The sequence below is a fragment of the Thermosynechococcus sp. genome (genome assembly GCF_025999095.1).
Classification (GTDB): Bacteria; Cyanobacteriota; Cyanobacteriia; order Thermosynechococcales; family Thermosynechococcaceae; genus Thermosynechococcus.
Window position 1 is genome coordinate 1,838,055 of the sequence record NZ_AP024678.1, and the last position, 18,259, is coordinate 1,856,313.

The window sequence follows — 18,259 nt, forward strand, 5'->3', positions numbered from 1 at the left end:
TCCAATGGGGGAAGTGCCATGAAGGCCGCAGTGCTCTACGGCAAAGAAGATGTGCGCATTGAAACCGTAGCCGATCCCACACCGGGGCCGGGGGAAGTGGTGATTCGGGTACGAGCTGCCACCACCTGTGGCACCGATTTGAAGGTGTGGCGGCGCGGCGGTCATGCGCGGATGCTGACACCGCCGATTCTCTTTGGCCATGAGGCGGCCGGGGAAATTGTTGCGCTTGGAGCCGGCGTGACGGGATGGCAGCTGGGCGATCGCGTGGTGGCCAATAATTCCGCCCCCTGTGGTCAGTGTTTCTACTGTCAGCGGCAGGCCTTTTCCCTCTGTCCCCATCTGGAATTTAACAATGGCACATTTGCCGAGTACTTGAAAATTCCCGCCAGTATTGTTCGCCAAAACCTTTTGCCCATTCCAGAATCCCTCCCCTTTGCTTTAGCCGCCCTCACAGAACCCCTCGCCTGTGTTCTCCACGGCATTGCCCGCTCTGGCTTTGACCCGGCGATGGTGGAAACGTGGCCGAGTCCACCACAAATTGTTGTCCTTGGGGATGGCGCCATTGGCCTGATGTTTGTCGGCGTGCTGGCCCAGCAGGGGGCACGAGTTCTTGCCTTTGGCGGTTCCGATCAGCGGCTGGCGATCGCTACCACCTTTGGGGCAGAGCAAACCATCAATCATCACCGGTGCGGGGATATTCCCGCCGTCGTCAAAGACTGGACAGCAGGACGGGGCGCCGACATTGTCATTGAAGCCACTGGGATTCCTGAAGTCTGGGAAACGGCAATCGCCTGTGGTCGGCCGGGCGCCACAATCAACCTCTTTGGCGGTTGTCCTCGGGAAACAACTATCCACGTGGATACAGAACGCCTGCACTACGAAGAACTCACCCTCAAGGGCGTCTTCCACAACACCCCTGCCTTTGTCCGCCAAGCCCTGGCATTGATTGCCAGTGGTACACTGCCCTTTGAAAAGCTCATTAGTGGCCAAGCCCCCCTAACGGAGATTGAAAATGTTCTGCAAGCGATGAAGGCACGCCAAGTGATTAAAGTGGCACTGCAACCCTAGCTATTCCCGCAGCAGCAAATAGTACAACTGCCCTGGCGTATTAATGAGACCGGCGCGCACTTTGGCGACATCTCCCGTACCCATGAAAATATCGACACGACCGGGGCCCCGGATGGCACTACCCGTATCCTGATCCAAGACAAAACGGCTAACGGGGGTTTGCTGCCATTGACCTTGGGCCTTGAGGGGAATCTGCGTGTTGATCACCGCCAAGGCGCCCGGTGGCATTAGAGACTTATCGGTGGCAATGGAACGCTCAGGCGTGACCGGTATCGAGAGACTACCTGTGGGGGGACGCCCTTGGGTGGGTTCAAAAAAGACAAAGCTGGCGTTGCGGGGTAAATAGTGATCTAACTCAGCGGGGTTGGCCTGAAAGTAAACGATAAGGCGGGGTAGTGTCAGTTCCCCACGGGCCATCTTGCCATCGCGAATGAGTTCTTGGCCAATACTGGTGTAGGGGTGATTCGTTTTGCCGGCATAGCCCACGGTAAAGCGGCGACCATCGGGCAGTTGCAGTTCAGCCGACCCTTGGACGTGCACAAGAAAGGCCTCTAGGCGATCGCGCAAATAGACCAGTTCCAGACCCCGTAAAGGGCCATTGCGCCACTGCTGCCCATCTGCTCCTTCCAGTTCCAAGCGGGTGGGGTGCGGCTCTGGCCACTGCTCAAAATTAGGGGGGCGACGAAATAGAGGGTAGCGGTATTCTGCTGTGGGCACCAAGCTGGCACGATAGGTCGGGGCATAATAGCCCGTGAAATCCACTCGCCCTTGGCCATCGGCGCCGATGGCCTGATAAAAAACAAATTCTCGTTTGACGGCTGCTTGCAGTTCTGCTGCAGAGCGACAGGTTTGTACCAGATGGCGAAAGCGTTGGAGAGAGCGAATGACCCGCTGCTGGAGATTTGGCCCCAGGATTGCACCGGGCTGGCCGGGGGCGGTGTAAGTGCTATAGTCTTGACCCGCTTTAGGAGTGTGCAGGTAACGCAAACTGTGGTCAATGGCTTGCAGCAGCCGTGCTCGTTCCCTAGGAGATTGGCAGAGGGCAGTATCTAGGGCAACGGTTGGTGGGAGTTGGCTTTGGCGCATCAAGGGGGCAACCCTTGGTGCTGTGGCGATCGCGCTCGCTGCCAGGATCACGATGCCCGAAACAACGCCTGTCAACAAACCCGCCATTGGTTTTAGGCAAAGCGATCCACACTAGAGGTAAACACAGGCTCTACCCGAATGGCAAATACCTTCGAGGGGCGCACCACCATATATTCCCCTTGGATATTCTTGATGGGAACAGAAATAAAGTCGTTGGAATCGGCTTTGGCCGCTAACTCGTTGCTGTACCACTTCTGGAAGTCTTGAATGGTGGGGAAGCGCACCTCCTCACGGTGACCGCCCTCTAGAAATAAATGAACCGCAAATTCAGAAGGGGTTCTGGGCATAGGCGCGATCGCTCATCCTTATCGTGCACATTATCTTCCTATTATCGCCGCAATTGGTGGCTTCAGGTACTAGGGACCGCCCGTGAGGGGCCGGGGGGCGCGATCGTAGTACTGGGCGGTCATGGCTGGGTTGAGAGCGCGAGCACGCTCATAGTCCGCCTGCGCCAGCTCAACATTGCCACTGTCGAAGTGGGCCATGCCCCGACTATAGTAGGCAGCAACAAATTGAGGATCCCGTGCTAGGGCAGCATCAAAGTCCACAATTGCTGCATTGTAGTTTTGTAGGGCAAGATAGGCCATGCCGCGGTTGTAATAGGCGGCAATAAACTGGGGATCGTTGTGCAGCGCGGTGGTGAAGTCCGCAATCGCCCGCTGCATATCCCCTTGGTCGTAATAGGCCAGGCCGCGAGCAAAGTAGTAGTCAGCACTGGGGTTGAGTCTGATCGCTTGGCTAAAGGCATCAATGGCAGCGGCCAGATCCCCCGTCCCTTGGTGCATTAATCCCACGTTGTAGTAGTCCTCGGCACTGCGGGGCATAAGGCGTTGCAGTTCCTGAAGTTCGGGGGGAGTCAGGGTGGCGATCGCTATGGGCTGTGCCACAACAGCACTGCTGAGACCAACAAAAGCAGCTAAGATTGTCAAAGCACGGAACAGGTGTTGGCGCATCGTCGGCCTCCTTTCGGCATTGCTCAGCCTTACTTCGATCCTAAAAGAAAATGAAGCCATCGGCCAGCAAACGATAACAGTTGTAATAAATTGCTGGCTACGACCCTTTTCGGGGTGGTACACAGTCTTGCGCTCTATAGCGGCTTTAACTCCTTGGAAAAAGGGCTGGGTGTGGATATCTTGAGGTTTTTCTGCGCCGAAGACAGTGCTCTATTTCTTGGATGAGGTGTGATCTAGGGCACTGACACGGAACTGCGGATGACGTTCAAAGGGGCTTGTAATTAACAATGCGCCCAAAACTCGCCGGCTGCAAACTAGCGCCACCCACCAGCACCCCATCAATTTCTGGCTGGGCCATGATCGCATCAATGTTGTTGGCATTCACTGAGCCACCGTACTGAATAGGGACATCGGGATTTTGCAGCTTACTGCGAATCAGGCCAATGACCCGGTTGGCTTCTTTTTCTTCACAGGTATCGCCCGTCCCGATCGCCCAAATGGGTTCGTAGGCAATCACCAAATTGGTCTGATCCACATCCACCAAGTCCAGCGCCAACTGCTGCAAGATGTGGTTTTCTGTTTCGCCGGCATCCCGTTGGGCCTTCGTTTCACCAACACAGAGAATCGGTGTCAGGCCGTGGCGTTGGGCAGCCTTGAGCCGTTGGTTAACCGTGGCATCCGTTTCACCAAAATACTGCCGCCGCTCACTGTGGCCAATAATCACGTAGCGCACCCCCAGCTCCGCCAGCATTGGTGGCGAAATTTCACCCGTAAACGCCCCTTGATCTGCCCAGTGGACATTTTGGGCGCCCAGCTTCACCCGCGTGCCGTGCAGATTCTTGGACAACACACTCAAACAGGTGTAGGGAACACAGAGCACCACCTCGCGATCGCTGGGGGTATCCACCAATTCCCCTAAGAACTCCTGGAGGAAGGCCACTGCCTCCTGTTGGGTTTTGTGCATTTTCCAGTTGCCAGCAAGAACTTTTGGGCGCACTCGTCCTGACTTTCCTCTGCGAAACTTAACCTGATCAAGCGTACCACACGGGTTATCCCTAATCATTAGAGGAAGTGACTGCAAACCTCTGCTTGAGACCTAGCCCAACTTGTCCCAAACCGCCGCGACACGGGGAGATTGACCCTTGGCTTGGACGCGCGGCGTACGCCGTCCGAATTTGACTTGGTAGGTGTCATTGTCAACTGTTACGTAGCCCCGTTGCAGAACCTCCGCGAGGGCGGCGCTGACCTCTTCGGCAGACCACTGTAACTGCTCAGCCAATTCTGGCACGGTGCAGGGCATCGGCTGGCGCATCATCAGTGTCAACAGCGATCGCTGGCGATCGGGTAAAACCAGTAAATCTGCTGGATTGAGACCCCCATTAGAACCACTGCTGGCATCTTGACTATTCATCATCGGTAGTGTTCCTCAACGGCAGTGGCACCCAAGAAGATCAAAATTCCCTACTCCTAAGCTACCCTAATCCAACAGATGCTGCACAATACTCCTGATAACAAGACTGTAGGGATGCTCAGGATAGCGTAAACAGAAAATATCGCTGCTCCCCAGTTGAAACATCTCTTCACAAACAGGCAGGATGCCCGCAACCGGCACACCATAGGTCGTCTCCACCTGCTGCTTGAGGGAGTCTTGATTAAAAGCACTGGGGACTTTGTTAACCACCATCACCATTTTCGGCACATCAAGCTGTCGCGCCACATCAACCGTGACCGCTGTTCCTTGAAAGTCTTGGCGATCAGGGCGCAGAATCAGTACCAAGGCATCGGAAATCGTAATCGACAGCAGGGTTTCCTCATTCAGTCCTGGGTGGGTATCAATCAGCAAAAAGTCCAGATTCAGCCCTTGCAGCAACTGCTGAAAACCATCATTCAGGAGGCCGACATCGTAGCCCTCCCGCAAGACACGGGTAATTTCACTCGTTTTGAGGCTAGAGGGAATCAGATAGATGGCTCCTTTGGCTTGCTGGCCGTGGGCAGTAATGAGATGGCTGACCTCACGCGCCACATCGGTAATTTTACAGCGTCCCCACAGGTAATCATTGAGGGCATGTTCCGTATCTTCCGACTCAAGGCCAAAGAGCACATGGATACCGGGGGATTGAATATCGGTGTCTACGATCGCCACCCGATAGCCCAATATCGCCAAGGTACAGCCCAGATTTGCGGTTGTATTTGATTTGCCTGTGCCCCCACGAAAAGAATGCACAGAAATAATGCTCCCCATGGCCGCCCTCGCTGATCTGAGAATTCAACGTCTATTTTCCCATTCTGCCGTCGAGGAAACATCCCATCCCAAATTCAGAAGATAGAACCCAAAGGGCCAGCCCATCAGCGAAAAGGTCATTCCGCGTCTGGGAAATACTGCTGGGTGTAAAACTGGGCATAGCGGGCAGACTGGGCAAGCAGTTCTTCGTGGCTACCGCTTTCAATGATCCGCCCCTGCTCTAGAACAAGAATGCGATCGGCGCGACGAACCGTGGCCAAACGGTGGGCAATAATAAAGACGGTGCGGCCCTTCATTGCCTTCTCCAAAGCATTTTGCACCAAGGTCTCTGATTCGGCGTCCAAAGCGGAGGTCGCCTCATCCAAAATTAAAATCCGCGGATCGGCATAAATGGCGCGGGCGATCGCCAGGCGCTGCCGTTGGCCGCCTGAGAGATTGATACCCCTCTCCCCGAGCCATGTCTGATAGCCATCGGGAAGGCGCGTAATAAAGTCATGGGCATTGGCAATTTTGGCTGCGTTAATCAGTTGCTCCCAATCGGGTTGAGAATCCCCAAAGGCAATGTTGTGGGCAACGGTGCCCGAAAACAGTATCGTTTCCTGGGGCACGATGCCAATTTGCCGCCGTAAACTCTTGAGAGTGACGGTTTTAATATCAATGCCATCAATGAGGACCTTCCCCTGCTGGGGATCATAAAAACGGAGCAACAGGTTGACAACGGTTGATTTCCCGGCTCCAGAATAGCCCACCAGGGCAATGATCTCTCCCGGCTCCACCAAAAGATTAAAGTCCTGCAGAACGGGCTGCTGGGGGTCATAGCCAAAGTAAACCTGGGCGTATTCGACTTTTCCAGAAATTGGCGGTAGGGGTTGGGCGTCGGGTAACTCCCTGACGTTGGGCTCAATGCTCAATAGACCAAAACTGCGATCTAGGGAAGCTTCGGCAATCTTGAGATAGTTATAGTTATTGGAAATTTGATTGACTGGATCGATGAGCAGGGCGGCAGCAGCGCCAAAACTCACCAACTCTGGTGCACTCAGATGCCCCAGGCCAATCTGCCATGCCCCCAGAATAAACAGAGTCATGATGCTGAGGGCCTCTAGAAACCCGACCACAGGGTACTGAATGGCCTGAATACGGGCAATTTGAAAGCGGGCGCGACAGTTCCTTTGCACCTCCTGCTCAAAATGCTGCAGGGCATTGTCTTCCGTGGCGAAGGCTTTGATGAGGCGAATCCCAGCAACGACCTCCATGAGATAGGAGGACAATCCCCCCACGGCGTCTTGGTTACGACGAGATGCTGCCCTTAGCTGACTGCCAAACCAGCCCATTAGGGCGACGACTAAGGGGGTGAGGATCAAGGCGGCAAAGGTTAACGGCCAGTTGAGATAGATCATGTAGACCAACAGGACAAGCACCGTGAGGGCAGCGGGTAGCAGTTGTTGCAAAATCCGCTGAATAATTTCGGCGATCGCCTCCACATCTCCCGTCAGACGGTAGGTCAAGTCCCCTGTGGCTGCCCTTTGAAAATAATCGATACCAAGAGACTGAAGATGGCTATACAAGGTCAGGCGAATGTCATAAATCGTACGTAGAACGCCGTAGGCCATCAGCATGTCTTGACCGAATTGACAGGTACTGCGCCCAACAAACACCCCCAGCGCAGCCAGACACCAGGGCAGCAACTGCTCTAAATTGCCCGCACCTACCAGTGCCGCCGTCTGACCGACTAATTGCACAATCAGGGGGGTAGTGCCGACAAAGCCCAAGGTACACAAAAGCGCCAAGAAAAATATTTGCCAATAGCGCAATACATAGGGAAGAAGAAAACGATAACTGGTTTTGCCCAGCATGGCCTATTTACCAATACAAAAGCGGCTAAAGATTTCTGTGAGGATTGACTCGGTGACCTCTTCCCCCGTCAATGTGCCAAGGGCCCGGGCGGCCGCATGCAGGTCAATTGTCCAAAAATCCAGGGGAAGTTGGGCCTCAATGGCAGCAAGAACATGGTTGAGGGATTGGCGCACCTGCTCAAGGAGAGCAGCTTGGCGTTGATTGATGGCCAAATCCCAATTGGCGGCTGTCACCCCTTGACCCTGGACTAGGTTGAGAATGGCCGCCTCAAGGTGCTCAATTCCCTGTTGACTCAAGGCAGAGAGGAGCACAGTGGGGATGGGGGCGATAGGCAAGGGAATATCCTTAATCGCGACGGTTTCGCTGAGGAGATCAGCTTTATTCAAAATGACCAAGACTGACTGAGGCGCTTGCTGCCGCCGCTGTTGCAGCTCGAGTTGGTCGTAAATCTCCTGATCGGCAGCTGTCCACCCTTGACTAGCATCAATGACCAGGAGGATGAGATCAGCACTGGCGGCGGCCTGGCGCGATCGCTGGACGCCAATTTGTTCCACCAGGTTATCGGTCTCGCGAATACCTGCGGTATCAAGCACTTGGATTGGAATCCCACCGACTACCAATTGAGACTCCACAATATCACGGGTGGTGCCCGGCAAATCGGTGACAATGGCGCGATCGCTGCGGCTCCAAGCGTTTAGCAAACTGGACTTCCCCACATTGGGCCGGCCAACAATTGCCACTTTCAGCCCTGTGCGAATGAGCGCTCCCCGCTCCGCTGTGGCTAGAAACTCTGAAACTTGCTGCTGTAGGCCGCGAATTTCCGCGGCAATGGCCGCAGGATTCAGGGGGGGCAGCTCGTCGGTAAAATCCAACCGGGCCTCAATTTCCGCCAACAGGGATAGGCAAGTTTGACGAATTTGCTTTAGGGGCCGAGCCAATTTGCCCGTCAGACCCGCCAGCGCTATTTGGGCAGCGGTGGTGGATTGGGCAGCCACCAGCTCGGCCACACTCTCAGCTTGGGTAAGGTCAAGGCGACCGTTGAGGAAAGCACGCAGCGTAAATTCCCCCGGATCTGCCAGGCGGGCACCCGCAGCAATACACAGTTGCAGCACTCGCTGCACCGGTATCAAGCCGCCATGGCAATGAAATTCCACCACGTCTTCGCGGGTGTAGGAGCGCGGTGCCAACATTAGCAGCAGAAGAGCTTCGTCCACCCGTTCCTTGGTTTGGGGGTCTCGGACATAGCCATAGAGAATACGATGGGATTCCCAAGGCTGCTTGCCGGGAGCCTCAAATAAAGAGCGGGCGATCGCTACCGCTTTGGCTCCGGAGAGACGGACAATACCGATACTCCCCTGCTGGGGCACAATGGCCGTGGCGATCGCCGCAATCGTGTCATGGAGATGTCGCACTACCGTTGGCGATATGACTGTTGGCGATAGGACTCCCTAGAAACTCATCTCCGCTGCTTGCACTTTCTCCACCTGTTTCTTCTTCAGAACCAGGAGAATCTGCGAAAGGGTAATTGCGGCAAAGAAGACCAGCAACCACTTAATGCGGTTGGGATCCTGAAGGACAATTTCCGTATCCTTTTGGCCAAAACCGCCCACATTGGGATTGTTGGTTAAGGCTTCGCCGGCAGTCACCGTTTGGCCTTCACGGACAATGAGCTCAGGACCGGCAGGAATGGTTTCCGTCACTGCTTCCCCGCCCTCTGGCGTGATCACCACTGCTGTGCTGCCATCGGGGTTGGCGGTAATACTAGTAATCGTGCCCGCGATCGGTGCAGTAAAGACATTGTTGTTGCTCTTTTCGCCATTGGGATAGACTTGGCCGCGACCGCGGTTGCCCCCGGCATGGACAGAGTATTTACCGAAGTGGATGGATTTATCCGTCACAGGATTGGGGGCGAGGACAGGGAAAACAATTTCCTGATACTGCTCCCCCGGTAGCGGCCCCACCAGAATAATGTTTTGCTTATCGTCACTGTAGGGTTGGTAGTAAATGCCGCTGGTTTTGGCTTGCAGCTCCTCGGGGAGGCGATCGGGGGGGGCAATTTTGAAGCCCTCTGGCAGCATGAGAACTGCACCCACGTTGAGCCCACCTTTGGAACCATCCCCCAGCACCTGTTGCACGCTGGTATCGTAGGGAATTTTCACCACCGCTTCAAAAACAGAATCGGGGGTAACGGCTTGGGGCACTTCGACTTGGATGGGCTTAGCAGCTAAGTGGCAATTGGCACAGACAATCCGACCGGTGGCTTCCCGCGGACTGTCGTATCCCTGCTGGGCATAGAATGGATAGGCCTGCGCTGGCGGTGACCAAAAAAGTACACTGGCGGCAAGGGCGATCGCCAGCGTTAAAGACTTGAAAAAGCGTTTCATACCACTCCCTAATTTCTACTTACGTCCACCAAGGTTCCTTGCCGGTACGGAAATCGGTTTCCGTCCAAGGGGTAAACACGAGTTTGTCATCTTCTGTCACCGTGGCATTCACCAATGCCAAAGAAAGGGGAGCAGGGCCGCGCACCACTTTACCCGTGCTGTCGTATTGGGAGCCATGGCAGGGGCAAATAAACTTGTTTTCACTCACATTCCAAGGCACCACACAGCCAAGGTGGGTACAGACAGCGTTTAAGCCATAGTTGGCGATTTGGTGATCTTCGGTAACAATCACATAGGTAGGATCCCCTTTAATTCCTTGGGCAAGGGAGCGATCGCCCGGCAAATGCTTTTCGAGATACTCGGAAACCTTAATATCGTTGCCCAAGGCATCCTTGGCAACCACCCCCCCTCCTGTGCCCCCCCTGGAGGGCGGAATGAAGTACTTGACGACAGGGTAAAGAGCGCCCAACGCCGTACCGGTGATGGTACCAAACGTCAGCAGGTTCATAAATTGTCGCCGCCCCATATCGGGCACATCGGACATTCCAGAAACTTGAGCCATGGTTTGTGCTTATTTGCTAAGGAATCGAAACGGACAGCCGTAAAATAATTACGTTTGTTAACTATTATCACACTGTCCGAGCCGTCCCAACCGCAAAGGCTGAAATTCTTGCCCATGCTGACGCCCCTTACTGGTGATCAACTCCATGCCTTGCTCCTGCGCAAATGGGGGCGCTCCTTTGACCTTCAGTTTCGCCGCGTTGGCCATCGCATCTTTTTGCAGGTAATGTGGCGCTACCTTGAGCAGGCCTCTTATCCTGATACCCCCGAAGACTATGCTGCCCACCTAGGGGCGATCGCGCAGCACCTCAATGACTGGGGCTGCGCCCAGCAGGTCTGCACCTATATTGAGACCACCCGTGAAAAGCCCCGCCTCGGCAAGGCTGTGAATATTCCCCTCGACCTTGGCACCCGCATTATCGAATGGCTGGAATAGCTGCCCTTAGCAGATTTTTGAAAAAACGTTAAGAATGTTAAAAAGGATTGCAATGATGTGGGAGATGTCCCCCCTATGCCTGAGAATGTTTGCGGAAGGTTACGTCAGCTCCTCGGGTCAATCCCCGTACCTCGCTCTCCTTCAGGAGTTCGGTGAGTCGTAACATTCCAATGGCAGATGCCACATTATCAAGACCCTTGTTTTACAATTCCAACTTTGGAGGAACTCAATGAGCGTCGTCACGAAATCGATCGTGAATGCAGATGCCGAGGCCCGTTACCTCAGCCCCGGTGAACTGGATCGCATTAAAAACTTTGTCAGCACGGGCGAGCGCCGTCTGCGCATTGCCCAAACCCTGACCGAAAACCGCGAGCGGATTGTCAAGCAAGCGGGCGATCAACTCTTCCAAAAACGGCCTGATGTGGTCTCCCCCGGTGGCAATGCCTACGGTGAAGAAATGACCGCCACCTGCCTGCGTGACCTCGACTACTACCTGCGGCTGGTGACCTACGGTATCGTCGCTGGTGATGTGACCCCCATCGAAGAAATTGGTTTGGTGGGTGTGCGTGAAATGTACAACTCCCTCGGTACCCCCATTCCCGCTGTGGCCGAAGGGATTCGCGCCATGAAGAACGTTGCTTGCTCGCTGCTATCTGCGGAGGATGCCGCTGAAGCCGGTTCTTACTTTGACTTCGTGATTGGCGCCATGCAGTAGGTCGCCTCAGCATCCTTAGATTCATCCATCATCCAAATCGTTTTTGAGGAAAAAGAACTATGCAAGACGCGATTACGGCTGTCATCAACGCCTCTGACGTGCAAGGCAAATACCTCGACACTGCCGCCATGGAGAAGCTGAAAGCTTACTTCGCCACTGGTGAGCTGCGGGTGCGGGCTGCCAGTGTGATCAGCGCCAATGCCGCCAATATTGTCAAAGAAGCAGTGGCCAAATCCCTGCTGTACTCTGACATCACCCGTCCCGGTGGCAACATGTACACCACCCGTCGCTATGCAGCTTGTATCCGCGACCTCGACTACTACCTGCGCTATGCCACCTATGCCATGTTGGCGGGAGATCCTTCTATCCTCGATGAGCGGGTGCTCAATGGGTTGAAAGAAACCTACAACTCCTTGGGCGTGCCCATCGCTGCCACGGTGCAAGCCATCCAAGCCATGAAAGAAGTCACTGCCAGCTTGGTGGGGGCGGATGCCGGCAAAGAAATGGGCATCTACTTTGACTACATCTGCTCTGGCTTAAGCTAAGTACAGCTCTCCAGTCGCTCATCTGTCTGGGAGTTAGGGGTTAGAGTGTCAGCCTGTCATGGCAATTGTGCTTAAACAGTCTGAATCTGGCCTTTAGCTCCCAGACGTGTAATCACCCCACACAGATTTGGAGTCCCATCCCATGCGCATGTTCAAAATTACCGCCTGTGTGCCGAGTCAAACCCGCATTCGCACCCAGCGCGAACTGCAAAATACCTATTTCACGAAACTGGTGCCCTACGAAAACTGGTTCCGCGAGCAACAACGCATCCAAAAAATGGGTGGCAAAATTGTGAAAGTGGAACTGTTTACGGGTAAGCCCGGGGTCAATACTGGCCTGGCCTAGGTCCTTTTCTGAAGACTGTTTCCTAGATATACTCCGGCTTCACCGTTGAGATAGTTGATTGGGGGGCTTCCTTCTGCGGCAATTATCTAAGCGGTGAAGCTTTGCTCATTCCAGAAGCGTTAGAGAGACTCTTGCAGGCGGCTAAACAAGAAAACGCTCCCAGCCATCGCCATATTGGAACCGCATTTTCGGGAAAACCGCCTCTAAATTTTCGTGGGGGCGCGGGATCACTGTTGATGATAAATAGAGCGTTTTTTCCTTGGGACTCTGGGCTGGAATTTTCTTGGCGGCTTCGACACCCGCTGCAACGGCAATTTGCACTTCAGAAACATCACCGCGCACAATAATCGTCAGGCGAGCACCACTGACCACTTCATAGCCCACAAGGGTAACACGCGCCGCTTTCACCATGACATCCGCAACGGCTAAGGCAGGGGGATGACCCAGTACCTCTACCATCCCAAGGGCAATGGGCATGAAGACCGCTCCTAAACACAAAAAGTTGTTAAAATAGTGCCATTCTTGCGCTCGCCAAGGAACGCACTGATTGGGCAACATCAGCATATCATCTCTATTGAGAGCCTTGATAAGTTCTAGGGGCGATCGCGATAATTGATTCTTATCACCAAAATCATCTTTCGTAATTGAGTCTTTTTTGGGCTATTTTAAGAACGCCCCACCCCCATTAGCTTAGCCAAGCCAATCCCCGTGAAGTAGAGGGCAAGCAGCGCACCCGCCAACAGGCCTTGAGTAATTGGGTCAATGGAGGGGGTCAAGACCGCTGCCACGGCCACGGCAATGATCACCACATAGCGCCATTGGCTGAGCATTTGCGGAATTGAGACAATGCCTAGGGCAATGAGAACGAACTGGAGAATGGGGACTTGAAAGGCGAGGCCAGTGGCCAGCAGCAGCAGCAAAATGAAGTCTACATAGCGATCGATCGACCACAGTTGCTCAACCACATCTGCCCCATAGCTAATGAAAAAGCCGAGGGCGGCGGGAGCCAAGAGGGTATAGGCAAAGGCCAAACCGGCAATAAAGAGAAGGGATGAACCGAAAACCACCGGTGCCAGCAAGCGTTGCTCACGCCGTGTCAATCCCGGCAGAATAAAACGGATTGCTTGGTAGAGAATCATGGGCGTTGCCAGCAGGATGCCACTGTAGGCCGCTGCCTTACAGGAGACAAAGAAGTATTCCCCGGGACTCAGTTGCAAAAACTTCGCGCCCTGAGCTGGTTTTTCGAGGAACTGAATGATCCAGCGGACTTGGGTAAAGCAGAGCACCGTGGTGACAGCCACAGTACCGAGGACAACAAAGAGCCGCTGCCGCAACTCCTCAAGGTGATCCCAGAGGGACATTGCCACTTCGTTGGGCAGCTCATCCTCTGGGTCAATGGGGATGTTTTCCTCAAGCGAAGTGTCAACAATGGCTGAGGGGTTAGGAGAGGGACTCTCAATATCTGGAATATCGGGCGATCGCGTCATCAAATGTCAGGAAGTCTATCTCTTCAATAATTATGAACGAAGTTTCTAGATTGCATCCCCTTGATGTATCCCCTATTTTAGAGAAGGAGTGGAGTGTCAGACTTTATTATTTGATTATTTGATTCGATTATTTGCTAATTTGCTAATGCTCCCCTAAGGGGTAGAGATTCAAGTCTAAAGTCCTAGCGCCGACACTGTCTATGTCCTTGATGGCAATTCCCCGCAGTTGGGGTAAGCTGCCGCTGACGGCTGAACTGCTCAGCAAATTACAACACCAACGGGAACTGGTCCTTACGGGGATGCCCCGCCTTGTCAAGGGCTTAGTGGCCACCACATTGGCCCAGCAGAGTCAGCAATCGCTGTGTGTAATTACGTCCACCCTAGAGGAAGGGGGACGCTGGGCGGCGCAATTGGAACTCATGGGGTGGGATGCGGTTCTCTTTTACCCGACTTCGGAGGCCTCCCCCTATGACCCCTTTGACTTGGAAGCGGAGATGGTCTGGGGGCAACTGCAGGTCTTAGTCGAGAGCGATCGCCCCAATATTGCAATTGTCACCACGGAGCGGGCACTGCAACCCCATTTGCCCCCACCAGAGCAGTTTCGTGCCGCCTGTTTAACCTGGCAGGTGGGTCAAGAGTACGCCCTAGGGAAGGTGGCCACCACCTTGGCAGCCCTAGGTTATGAGCGGGTTTCCTTGGTGGAAACGGAGGGTCAGTGGAGTCGGCGCGGTGACATTGTGGATATTTTCCCTGTCTCGGCGGAACTGCCAGTGCGCTTGCAGTGGTTCGGCGATGAGATTGAGTCGATTCGGGAGTTTGATCCGGCCACTCAACGCTCCCTCCACACCGAGGGCGATCGCCTAGATGCCCTGGAGCAGGTGACATTAACCCCCGTTAGCTTCACACCGCTGATTGCTCAAGCCCTGCGGGCAGCGGATCACGCCCATCTGATTCCAGAGGATCAGGAGGGACTGCGGCGCTATCTTGGGTTGGCTTTTCCGGAGCCAGCTTCCCTCTTGGATTATTTGCCTGCCCAAACCCTCATTGCCGTGGATGAGCCGCCCCTGTGTGCTGCCCATGGCGATCGCTGGTATGAACACACTCACACCTACTGGCAAAGCCTTGACACACCACCGCCGGCCATCCATCGCCCCTGGTCTGCCAGTGCCCAAGCCCTCGAGCGATTTCAACGGCTGCATCTCTATGAGCTGGCCAGTGAGGGCCTAGGTCTCAATTTGTCAGCACGGGCGGTTCCAGCGATTCCTCACCAATTTGGCCGCTTAGCGGCAATGCTGCGGGAGGAACGGGATAAGGGCTATACCGTATGGTTGGTCTCTGCCCAACCGAGTCGCTCTGTGGCGCTTTTGCAGGAGCATGATTGCCCCGCCCAATTTGTGCCCAATCCCAAGGACTTTGCCGCCATTGATAGGCTGCAACAGCAGCGACTGCCCATTGCCCTAAAAGCCAGCGGTCTAGCGGAAATCAGTGGGTTTATTTTGCCCACGTTTCGCACGGTGTTGGTGAGCGATCGCGAGTTCTTTGGCCAGCAGCACCTTGTCAACCTGGGCTATGTGCGCAAACGCCGCCGGGCCGCTGCCAAACAGGTGGATCTCAACAAGCTGCAGCCGGGGGACTATGTCGTCCATCGCCAACACGGCATTGGTCAGTTTTTGCGCCTAGAAACGCTGACCCTTAACAATGAAACCCGCGAGTACTTAGTTTTACAGTACGCCGATGGCCTTCTGCGCGTTGCGGCCGATCAACTCAACAGTCTTTCCCGCTACCGCACCCAGGGAGACAGGGTCCCCCAACTCAACAAATTAACAGGCAACACCTGGGAGCGGACCAAAGCCCGGGTGCGCAAGGCCATCAAAAAAGTGGCGGTGGATCTGCTGCAACTCTATGCCCAACGTGCCCAACAACAGGGCTTTGCCTTCCCCCCGGATACGCCGTGGCAGCGGGAGATGGAGGACTCCTTTCCCTACCAGCCTACCCCGGACCAACTCAAGGCCATCCAGGAGGTGAAAGCCGATATGGAGAGCGATCGCCCCATGGACCGGCTGGTATGTGGGGATGTTGGCTTTGGTAAAACCGAGGTGGCCGTTCGCGCCATCTTTAAGGCGGTCATGGCGGGCAAACAGGTGGCTGTTCTTGCCCCCACCACTATCCTGACGCAGCAGCATTACCACACCCTCAAGGAACGCTTTGCCCCCTATCCCATTCACGTGGGGCTGCTCAACCGCTTTCGTAGTGACAGCGAACGGCAGGACCTCCTCCGAAGGGTCAGCACAGGGGAAATAGATGTTGTAGTTGGAACCCATCAATTGCTGAGCAAGGCCGTCAGGTTTCGCGATTTGGGGCTACTGGTGGTGGATGAAGAACAACGCTTTGGCGTCCATCAAAAGGAAAAAATTAAAGCCCTCAAGCCCCAAGTGGATGTCCTTACCCTCAGCGCCACGCCGATTCCGCGCACCCTCTACATGGCCCTGTCGGGGGTTCGGGAAATGAGCCTGATCACCACCCCACCCCCCTCGCGGCGCCCGATTCAGACCCATCTAGCCCCCTACGATCCTGAAACGGTCCGCAGCGCCATTCGCCAGGAACTGGATCGGGGTGGCCAGGTGTTTTATGTGGTTCCCCGCATTGAAGGAATTGAGCAGGTGGCCACCAAACTCCAGGAAATGGTGCCCGCTGCCCGCATTCTCATTGCCCATGGCCAAATGCCGGAGGGGGAACTGGAAGCTACGATGTTGGGGTTTAGTAATGGCGAGGCGGATATTTTGGTGTGTACGACAATTATTGAGTCGGGCCTGGATATTCCCCGCGTCAATACGATTTTGGTGGAGGATGCGCAGCAATTTGGTTTGGCTCAACTCTATCAACTGCGGGGACGGGTCGGACGCGCCGGAATTCAAGCCCATGCCTGGTTGTTTTACCCGCGTCAGGAGGTGCTCACCGATGCCGCCCGCCAACGGCTGCGGGCCATTCAGGAATTTAGCCAGCTCGGCTCTGGTTACCAACTGGCGATGCGGGATATGGAAATTCGCGGTGTTGGCAATCTCTTGGGGGTGGAGCAGCATGGTCAACTGGACAGCGTCGGCTTTGATCTCTATGTGGAGCTGCTAGAGGAGGCGATCGCTGAAATTCGCGGTCAAGAGATTCCCACAGTAGACGATACCCAGGTGGATCTGAATGTCACGGCCTTTATTCCCGCCGAGTATATCCCTGATCTGAAGCAAAAGATGGCCGCCTACCGCGCTGTGTCCGCCGCAACCACTAAGGAGGAGCTGACCCAATTGGCAGCGGAGTGGAGCGATCGCTACGGCCCTCTCCCCAAATCTGTCCAACAACTGCTGCGGGTAGTGGAACTTAAACAACTGGCCCGCCAGTGTGGCATTAGTCGCATTCGTCCCGAAGGTAAGCAACACGTGATCCTGGAAACTCCCATGGCAGAACCCGCTTGGAAGCTGCTCCTAGAGCAACTCCCTAGCCACCTGCAGGGCCGCTTTGTCTATAGCCAAGGGAAAGTTACTGTTCGGGGTCTGGGGATCCAGCCGATGGAGAAACAGCTAGAGCAACTGATTGACTGGTTGAGGCACATGAAAACAACCGTTGCTACAGCCTCCTAAAGAACGGATTGAGGATCCAATTGGTTCAAAAGCGGTTCAAGGACGACTTCCCAAGGGGGGAAGGGAGTGCCGAGCACAGCTTCTAACTTCTGACAATTCAAGGTGGAAAAGGCGGGTCGTTGGGCCAGCGTCGGATACTCGCTGCTGGAAATTGCCTCTAGGGCAGCCACTGCCCAGCCCTGGGTGCGCAGGTGGTCAAAAATTTTAGCAGCAAAGCCATACCAACTGGTGCTACCGCGGGGCGTCAGGTGATAGAGGCCACTCAGGGAACGATCCGCCTGCCAGCGCTCCAGGAGTTGATAGGTGACTCGGGCAATAAAGGGAGCAGCAGTGGGTGTGCCAATTTGGTCGGCCACCACCCGCACCAGCGGCCGGGTTTGGGCAAGGCGAGCCATAGTGCGTAGAAAGTTCTTGCCCCGCAGATCATAGACCCAACTGGTGCGCAAAATCAGGTGGGCAGGGTTGTGGATGGCGATCGCCTGCTCTCCTAGCCACTTACTGTAGCCATAGGCATTGAGGGGGGCAGGGGGATCGGTTTCGCGATAGGGCAGCGACTGAGTGCCGGCAAAGACATAATCGGTGGAGTAGTGAATCAGCAGCCCGCCTAGGTCAGCCATGGTTTCTGCCAAACGGCCAACGGCTGTGCCATTAATCCGCTGGGCCCGCTCGGGTTCCTGTTCCGCCTGGTCCACGGCCGTGTAGGCCGCCGCATTGATGACCACATCGGGGCGAAAGGTTTTCAGTAACTGAGGAATGGCATCTAAATCTTCCAAGTCCAGGGTTACGGCGGTACCTTGGCGAGCCACGGGAATCACTTCAATGCTAGGCGGGGCCTGCCGCACCAATTGCCAACCCACCTGGCCCGTTGCCCCCAAAATGACTAGCCGCACTTT

Annotated in this window: 19 protein-coding genes; 6 read left to right on the plus strand and 13 right to left on the minus strand. The window is 54.9% G+C overall.

What is annotated here, in order from left to right:
* Window positions 1-18 precede the first annotated feature (18 nt).
* The gene (locus Q0W94_RS09005) at window positions 19-1,068 is read left to right on the plus strand and encodes a zinc-binding dehydrogenase (RefSeq protein ID WP_297758052.1); all 1,050 of its coding nucleotides are present in this window, start codon (window positions 19-21) and stop codon (window positions 1,066-1,068) included.
* Here Q0W94_RS09005 and Q0W94_RS09010 read toward each other — a convergent pair whose 3' ends face one another.
* From Q0W94_RS09010 to petC, 10 genes are all read right to left on the minus strand, one after another.
* The gene (locus Q0W94_RS09010) at window positions 1,069-2,241 is read right to left on the minus strand and encodes a murein transglycosylase A (RefSeq protein WP_315863058.1); all 1,173 of its coding nucleotides are present in this window, start codon (window positions 2,239-2,241) and stop codon (window positions 1,069-1,071) included.
* 5 nt (window positions 2,242-2,246) lie between these two features.
* Window positions 2,247-2,501 (minus strand): hypothetical protein, encoded by a 255-nt coding sequence (locus tag Q0W94_RS09015; protein WP_297758057.1) that lies wholly within the window; start codon window positions 2,499-2,501, stop codon window positions 2,247-2,249.
* Window positions 2,502-2,570: 69 nt separating this feature from the next.
* Window positions 2,571-3,167 (minus strand): tetratricopeptide repeat protein, encoded by a 597-nt coding sequence (locus Q0W94_RS09020; protein WP_297758061.1) that lies wholly within the window; start codon window positions 3,165-3,167, stop codon window positions 2,571-2,573.
* A 265-nt stretch (window positions 3,168-3,432) separates the two neighbouring features.
* Window positions 3,433-4,131, minus strand: coding sequence for a triose-phosphate isomerase (gene tpiA, locus Q0W94_RS09025; RefSeq protein WP_297758064.1), 699 nt, complete (start codon window positions 4,129-4,131; stop codon window positions 3,433-3,435).
* Between the two features lie 132 nt (window positions 4,132-4,263).
* Complete coding sequence (locus Q0W94_RS09030) at window positions 4,264-4,581, minus strand: MarR family transcriptional regulator (protein WP_297758067.1); 318 nt, start codon at window positions 4,579-4,581, stop codon at window positions 4,264-4,266.
* 63 nt (window positions 4,582-4,644) lie between these two features.
* Complete coding sequence (locus Q0W94_RS09035) at window positions 4,645-5,409, minus strand: MinD/ParA family protein (protein WP_315863060.1); 765 nt, start codon at window positions 5,407-5,409, stop codon at window positions 4,645-4,647.
* A 116-nt stretch (window positions 5,410-5,525) separates the two neighbouring features.
* Window positions 5,526-7,262, minus strand: a complete 1,737-nt coding sequence (locus Q0W94_RS09040) for an ABC transporter ATP-binding protein (protein ID WP_297758072.1) — start codon at window positions 7,260-7,262, stop codon at window positions 5,526-5,528.
* A gap of 3 nt (window positions 7,263-7,265) precedes the next feature.
* A complete protein-coding gene (mnmE, locus tag Q0W94_RS09045; protein ID WP_297758075.1) occupies window positions 7,266-8,675 on the minus strand; it encodes a tRNA uridine-5-carboxymethylaminomethyl(34) synthesis GTPase MnmE in 1,410 nt (469 codons plus the stop codon).
* Between the two features lie 36 nt (window positions 8,676-8,711).
* The gene (petA, locus tag Q0W94_RS09050; protein ID WP_297758078.1) at window positions 8,712-9,647 is read right to left on the minus strand and encodes a cytochrome f; all 936 of its coding nucleotides are present in this window, start codon (window positions 9,645-9,647) and stop codon (window positions 8,712-8,714) included.
* A gap of 19 nt (window positions 9,648-9,666) precedes the next feature.
* Complete coding sequence (gene petC, locus Q0W94_RS09055) at window positions 9,667-10,209, minus strand: cytochrome b6-f complex iron-sulfur subunit (RefSeq protein WP_297758081.1); 543 nt, start codon at window positions 10,207-10,209, stop codon at window positions 9,667-9,669.
* A gap of 114 nt (window positions 10,210-10,323) precedes the next feature.
* On the opposite strand from petC, the gene Q0W94_RS09060 reads away from it, so the two are divergent.
* From Q0W94_RS09060 to Q0W94_RS09075, 4 genes are all read left to right on the plus strand, one after another.
* Window positions 10,324-10,644, plus strand: coding sequence for a DUF3067 family protein (locus Q0W94_RS09060; RefSeq protein ID WP_297758084.1), 321 nt, complete (start codon window positions 10,324-10,326; stop codon window positions 10,642-10,644).
* A 229-nt stretch (window positions 10,645-10,873) separates the two neighbouring features.
* Window positions 10,874-11,359, plus strand: coding sequence for an allophycocyanin subunit alpha (apcA, locus tag Q0W94_RS09065; protein WP_011056801.1), 486 nt, complete (start codon window positions 10,874-10,876; stop codon window positions 11,357-11,359).
* Window positions 11,360-11,418: 59 nt separating this feature from the next.
* Window positions 11,419-11,904, plus strand: a complete 486-nt coding sequence (gene apcB / locus Q0W94_RS09070) for an allophycocyanin subunit beta (protein ID WP_011056800.1) — start codon at window positions 11,419-11,421, stop codon at window positions 11,902-11,904.
* 142 nt (window positions 11,905-12,046) lie between these two features.
* Window positions 12,047-12,250 carry a phycobilisome linker polypeptide gene (locus Q0W94_RS09075; protein ID WP_011056799.1) on the plus strand — a complete coding sequence of 68 codons (204 nt, stop codon included), beginning with the start codon at window positions 12,047-12,049 and terminating at the stop codon, window positions 12,248-12,250.
* A 141-nt stretch (window positions 12,251-12,391) separates the two neighbouring features.
* Here Q0W94_RS09075 and Q0W94_RS09080 read toward each other — a convergent pair whose 3' ends face one another.
* Window positions 12,392-12,727 (minus strand): carbon dioxide-concentrating mechanism protein CcmK, encoded by a 336-nt coding sequence (locus tag Q0W94_RS09080; RefSeq protein ID WP_024125880.1) that lies wholly within the window; start codon window positions 12,725-12,727, stop codon window positions 12,392-12,394.
* A 188-nt stretch (window positions 12,728-12,915) separates the two neighbouring features.
* Window positions 12,916-13,737, minus strand: a complete 822-nt coding sequence (gene tatC / locus Q0W94_RS09085) for a twin-arginine translocase subunit TatC (RefSeq protein ID WP_297758090.1) — start codon at window positions 13,735-13,737, stop codon at window positions 12,916-12,918.
* A gap of 200 nt (window positions 13,738-13,937) precedes the next feature.
* On the opposite strand from tatC, the gene mfd reads away from it, so the two are divergent.
* Complete coding sequence (gene mfd / locus Q0W94_RS09090) at window positions 13,938-17,366, plus strand: transcription-repair coupling factor (RefSeq protein ID WP_297758093.1); 3,429 nt, start codon at window positions 13,938-13,940, stop codon at window positions 17,364-17,366.
* On the opposite strand, the gene rfbD is transcribed toward mfd, so the two are convergent.
* On the minus strand, window positions 17,363-18,256 hold the full coding sequence (gene rfbD, locus Q0W94_RS09095) for a dTDP-4-dehydrorhamnose reductase (RefSeq protein ID WP_297758096.1): 894 nt from the start codon (window positions 18,254-18,256) through the stop codon (window positions 17,363-17,365). The two genes, mfd and rfbD, sit on opposite strands and share 4 nt — an antisense overlap.
* Window positions 18,257-18,259: the final 3 nt, after the last annotated feature.

What these genes read in the sequence shown, in the direction of transcription:
- Q0W94_RS09005 (WP_297758052.1), top strand. Translation starts at nt 19, where the DNA reads ATGAAGGCCGCAGTGCTCTACGGCAAAGAAGATGTGCGCATTGAAACC.
- Q0W94_RS09010 (WP_315863058.1), bottom strand. Translation starts at nt 2,241, where the DNA reads ATGGCGGGTTTGTTGACAGGCGTTGTTTCGGGCATCGTGATCCTGGCA.
- Q0W94_RS09015 (WP_297758057.1), bottom strand. Translation starts at nt 2,501, where the DNA reads ATGCCCAGAACCCCTTCTGAATTTGCGGTTCATTTATTTCTAGAGGGC.
- Q0W94_RS09020 (WP_297758061.1), bottom strand. Translation starts at nt 3,167, where the DNA reads ATGCGCCAACACCTGTTCCGTGCTTTGACAATCTTAGCTGCTTTTGTT.
- tpiA (WP_297758064.1), bottom strand. Translation starts at nt 4,131, where the DNA reads ATGCACAAAACCCAACAGGAGGCAGTGGCCTTCCTCCAGGAGTTCTTA.
- Q0W94_RS09030 (WP_297758067.1), bottom strand. Translation starts at nt 4,581, where the DNA reads ATGATGAATAGTCAAGATGCCAGCAGTGGTTCTAATGGGGGTCTCAAT.
- Q0W94_RS09035 (WP_315863060.1), bottom strand. Translation starts at nt 5,409, where the DNA reads ATGGGGAGCATTATTTCTGTGCATTCTTTTCGTGGGGGCACAGGCAAA.
- Q0W94_RS09040 (WP_297758072.1), bottom strand. Translation starts at nt 7,262, where the DNA reads ATGCTGGGCAAAACCAGTTATCGTTTTCTTCTTCCCTATGTATTGCGC.
- petA (WP_297758078.1), bottom strand. Translation starts at nt 9,647, where the DNA reads ATGAAACGCTTTTTCAAGTCTTTAACGCTGGCGATCGCCCTTGCCGCC.
- petC (WP_297758081.1), bottom strand. Translation starts at nt 10,209, where the DNA reads ATGGCTCAAGTTTCTGGAATGTCCGATGTGCCCGATATGGGGCGGCGA.
- Q0W94_RS09060 (WP_297758084.1), top strand. Translation starts at nt 10,324, where the DNA reads ATGCTGACGCCCCTTACTGGTGATCAACTCCATGCCTTGCTCCTGCGC.
- apcA (WP_011056801.1), top strand. Translation starts at nt 10,874, where the DNA reads ATGAGCGTCGTCACGAAATCGATCGTGAATGCAGATGCCGAGGCCCGT.
- apcB (WP_011056800.1), top strand. Translation starts at nt 11,419, where the DNA reads ATGCAAGACGCGATTACGGCTGTCATCAACGCCTCTGACGTGCAAGGC.
- Q0W94_RS09075 (WP_011056799.1), top strand. Translation starts at nt 12,047, where the DNA reads ATGCGCATGTTCAAAATTACCGCCTGTGTGCCGAGTCAAACCCGCATT.
- Q0W94_RS09080 (WP_024125880.1), bottom strand. Translation starts at nt 12,727, where the DNA reads ATGCCCATTGCCCTTGGGATGGTAGAGGTACTGGGTCATCCCCCTGCC.
- tatC (WP_297758090.1), bottom strand. Translation starts at nt 13,737, where the DNA reads ATGACGCGATCGCCCGATATTCCAGATATTGAGAGTCCCTCTCCTAAC.
- mfd (WP_297758093.1), top strand. Translation starts at nt 13,938, where the DNA reads ATGTCCTTGATGGCAATTCCCCGCAGTTGGGGTAAGCTGCCGCTGACG.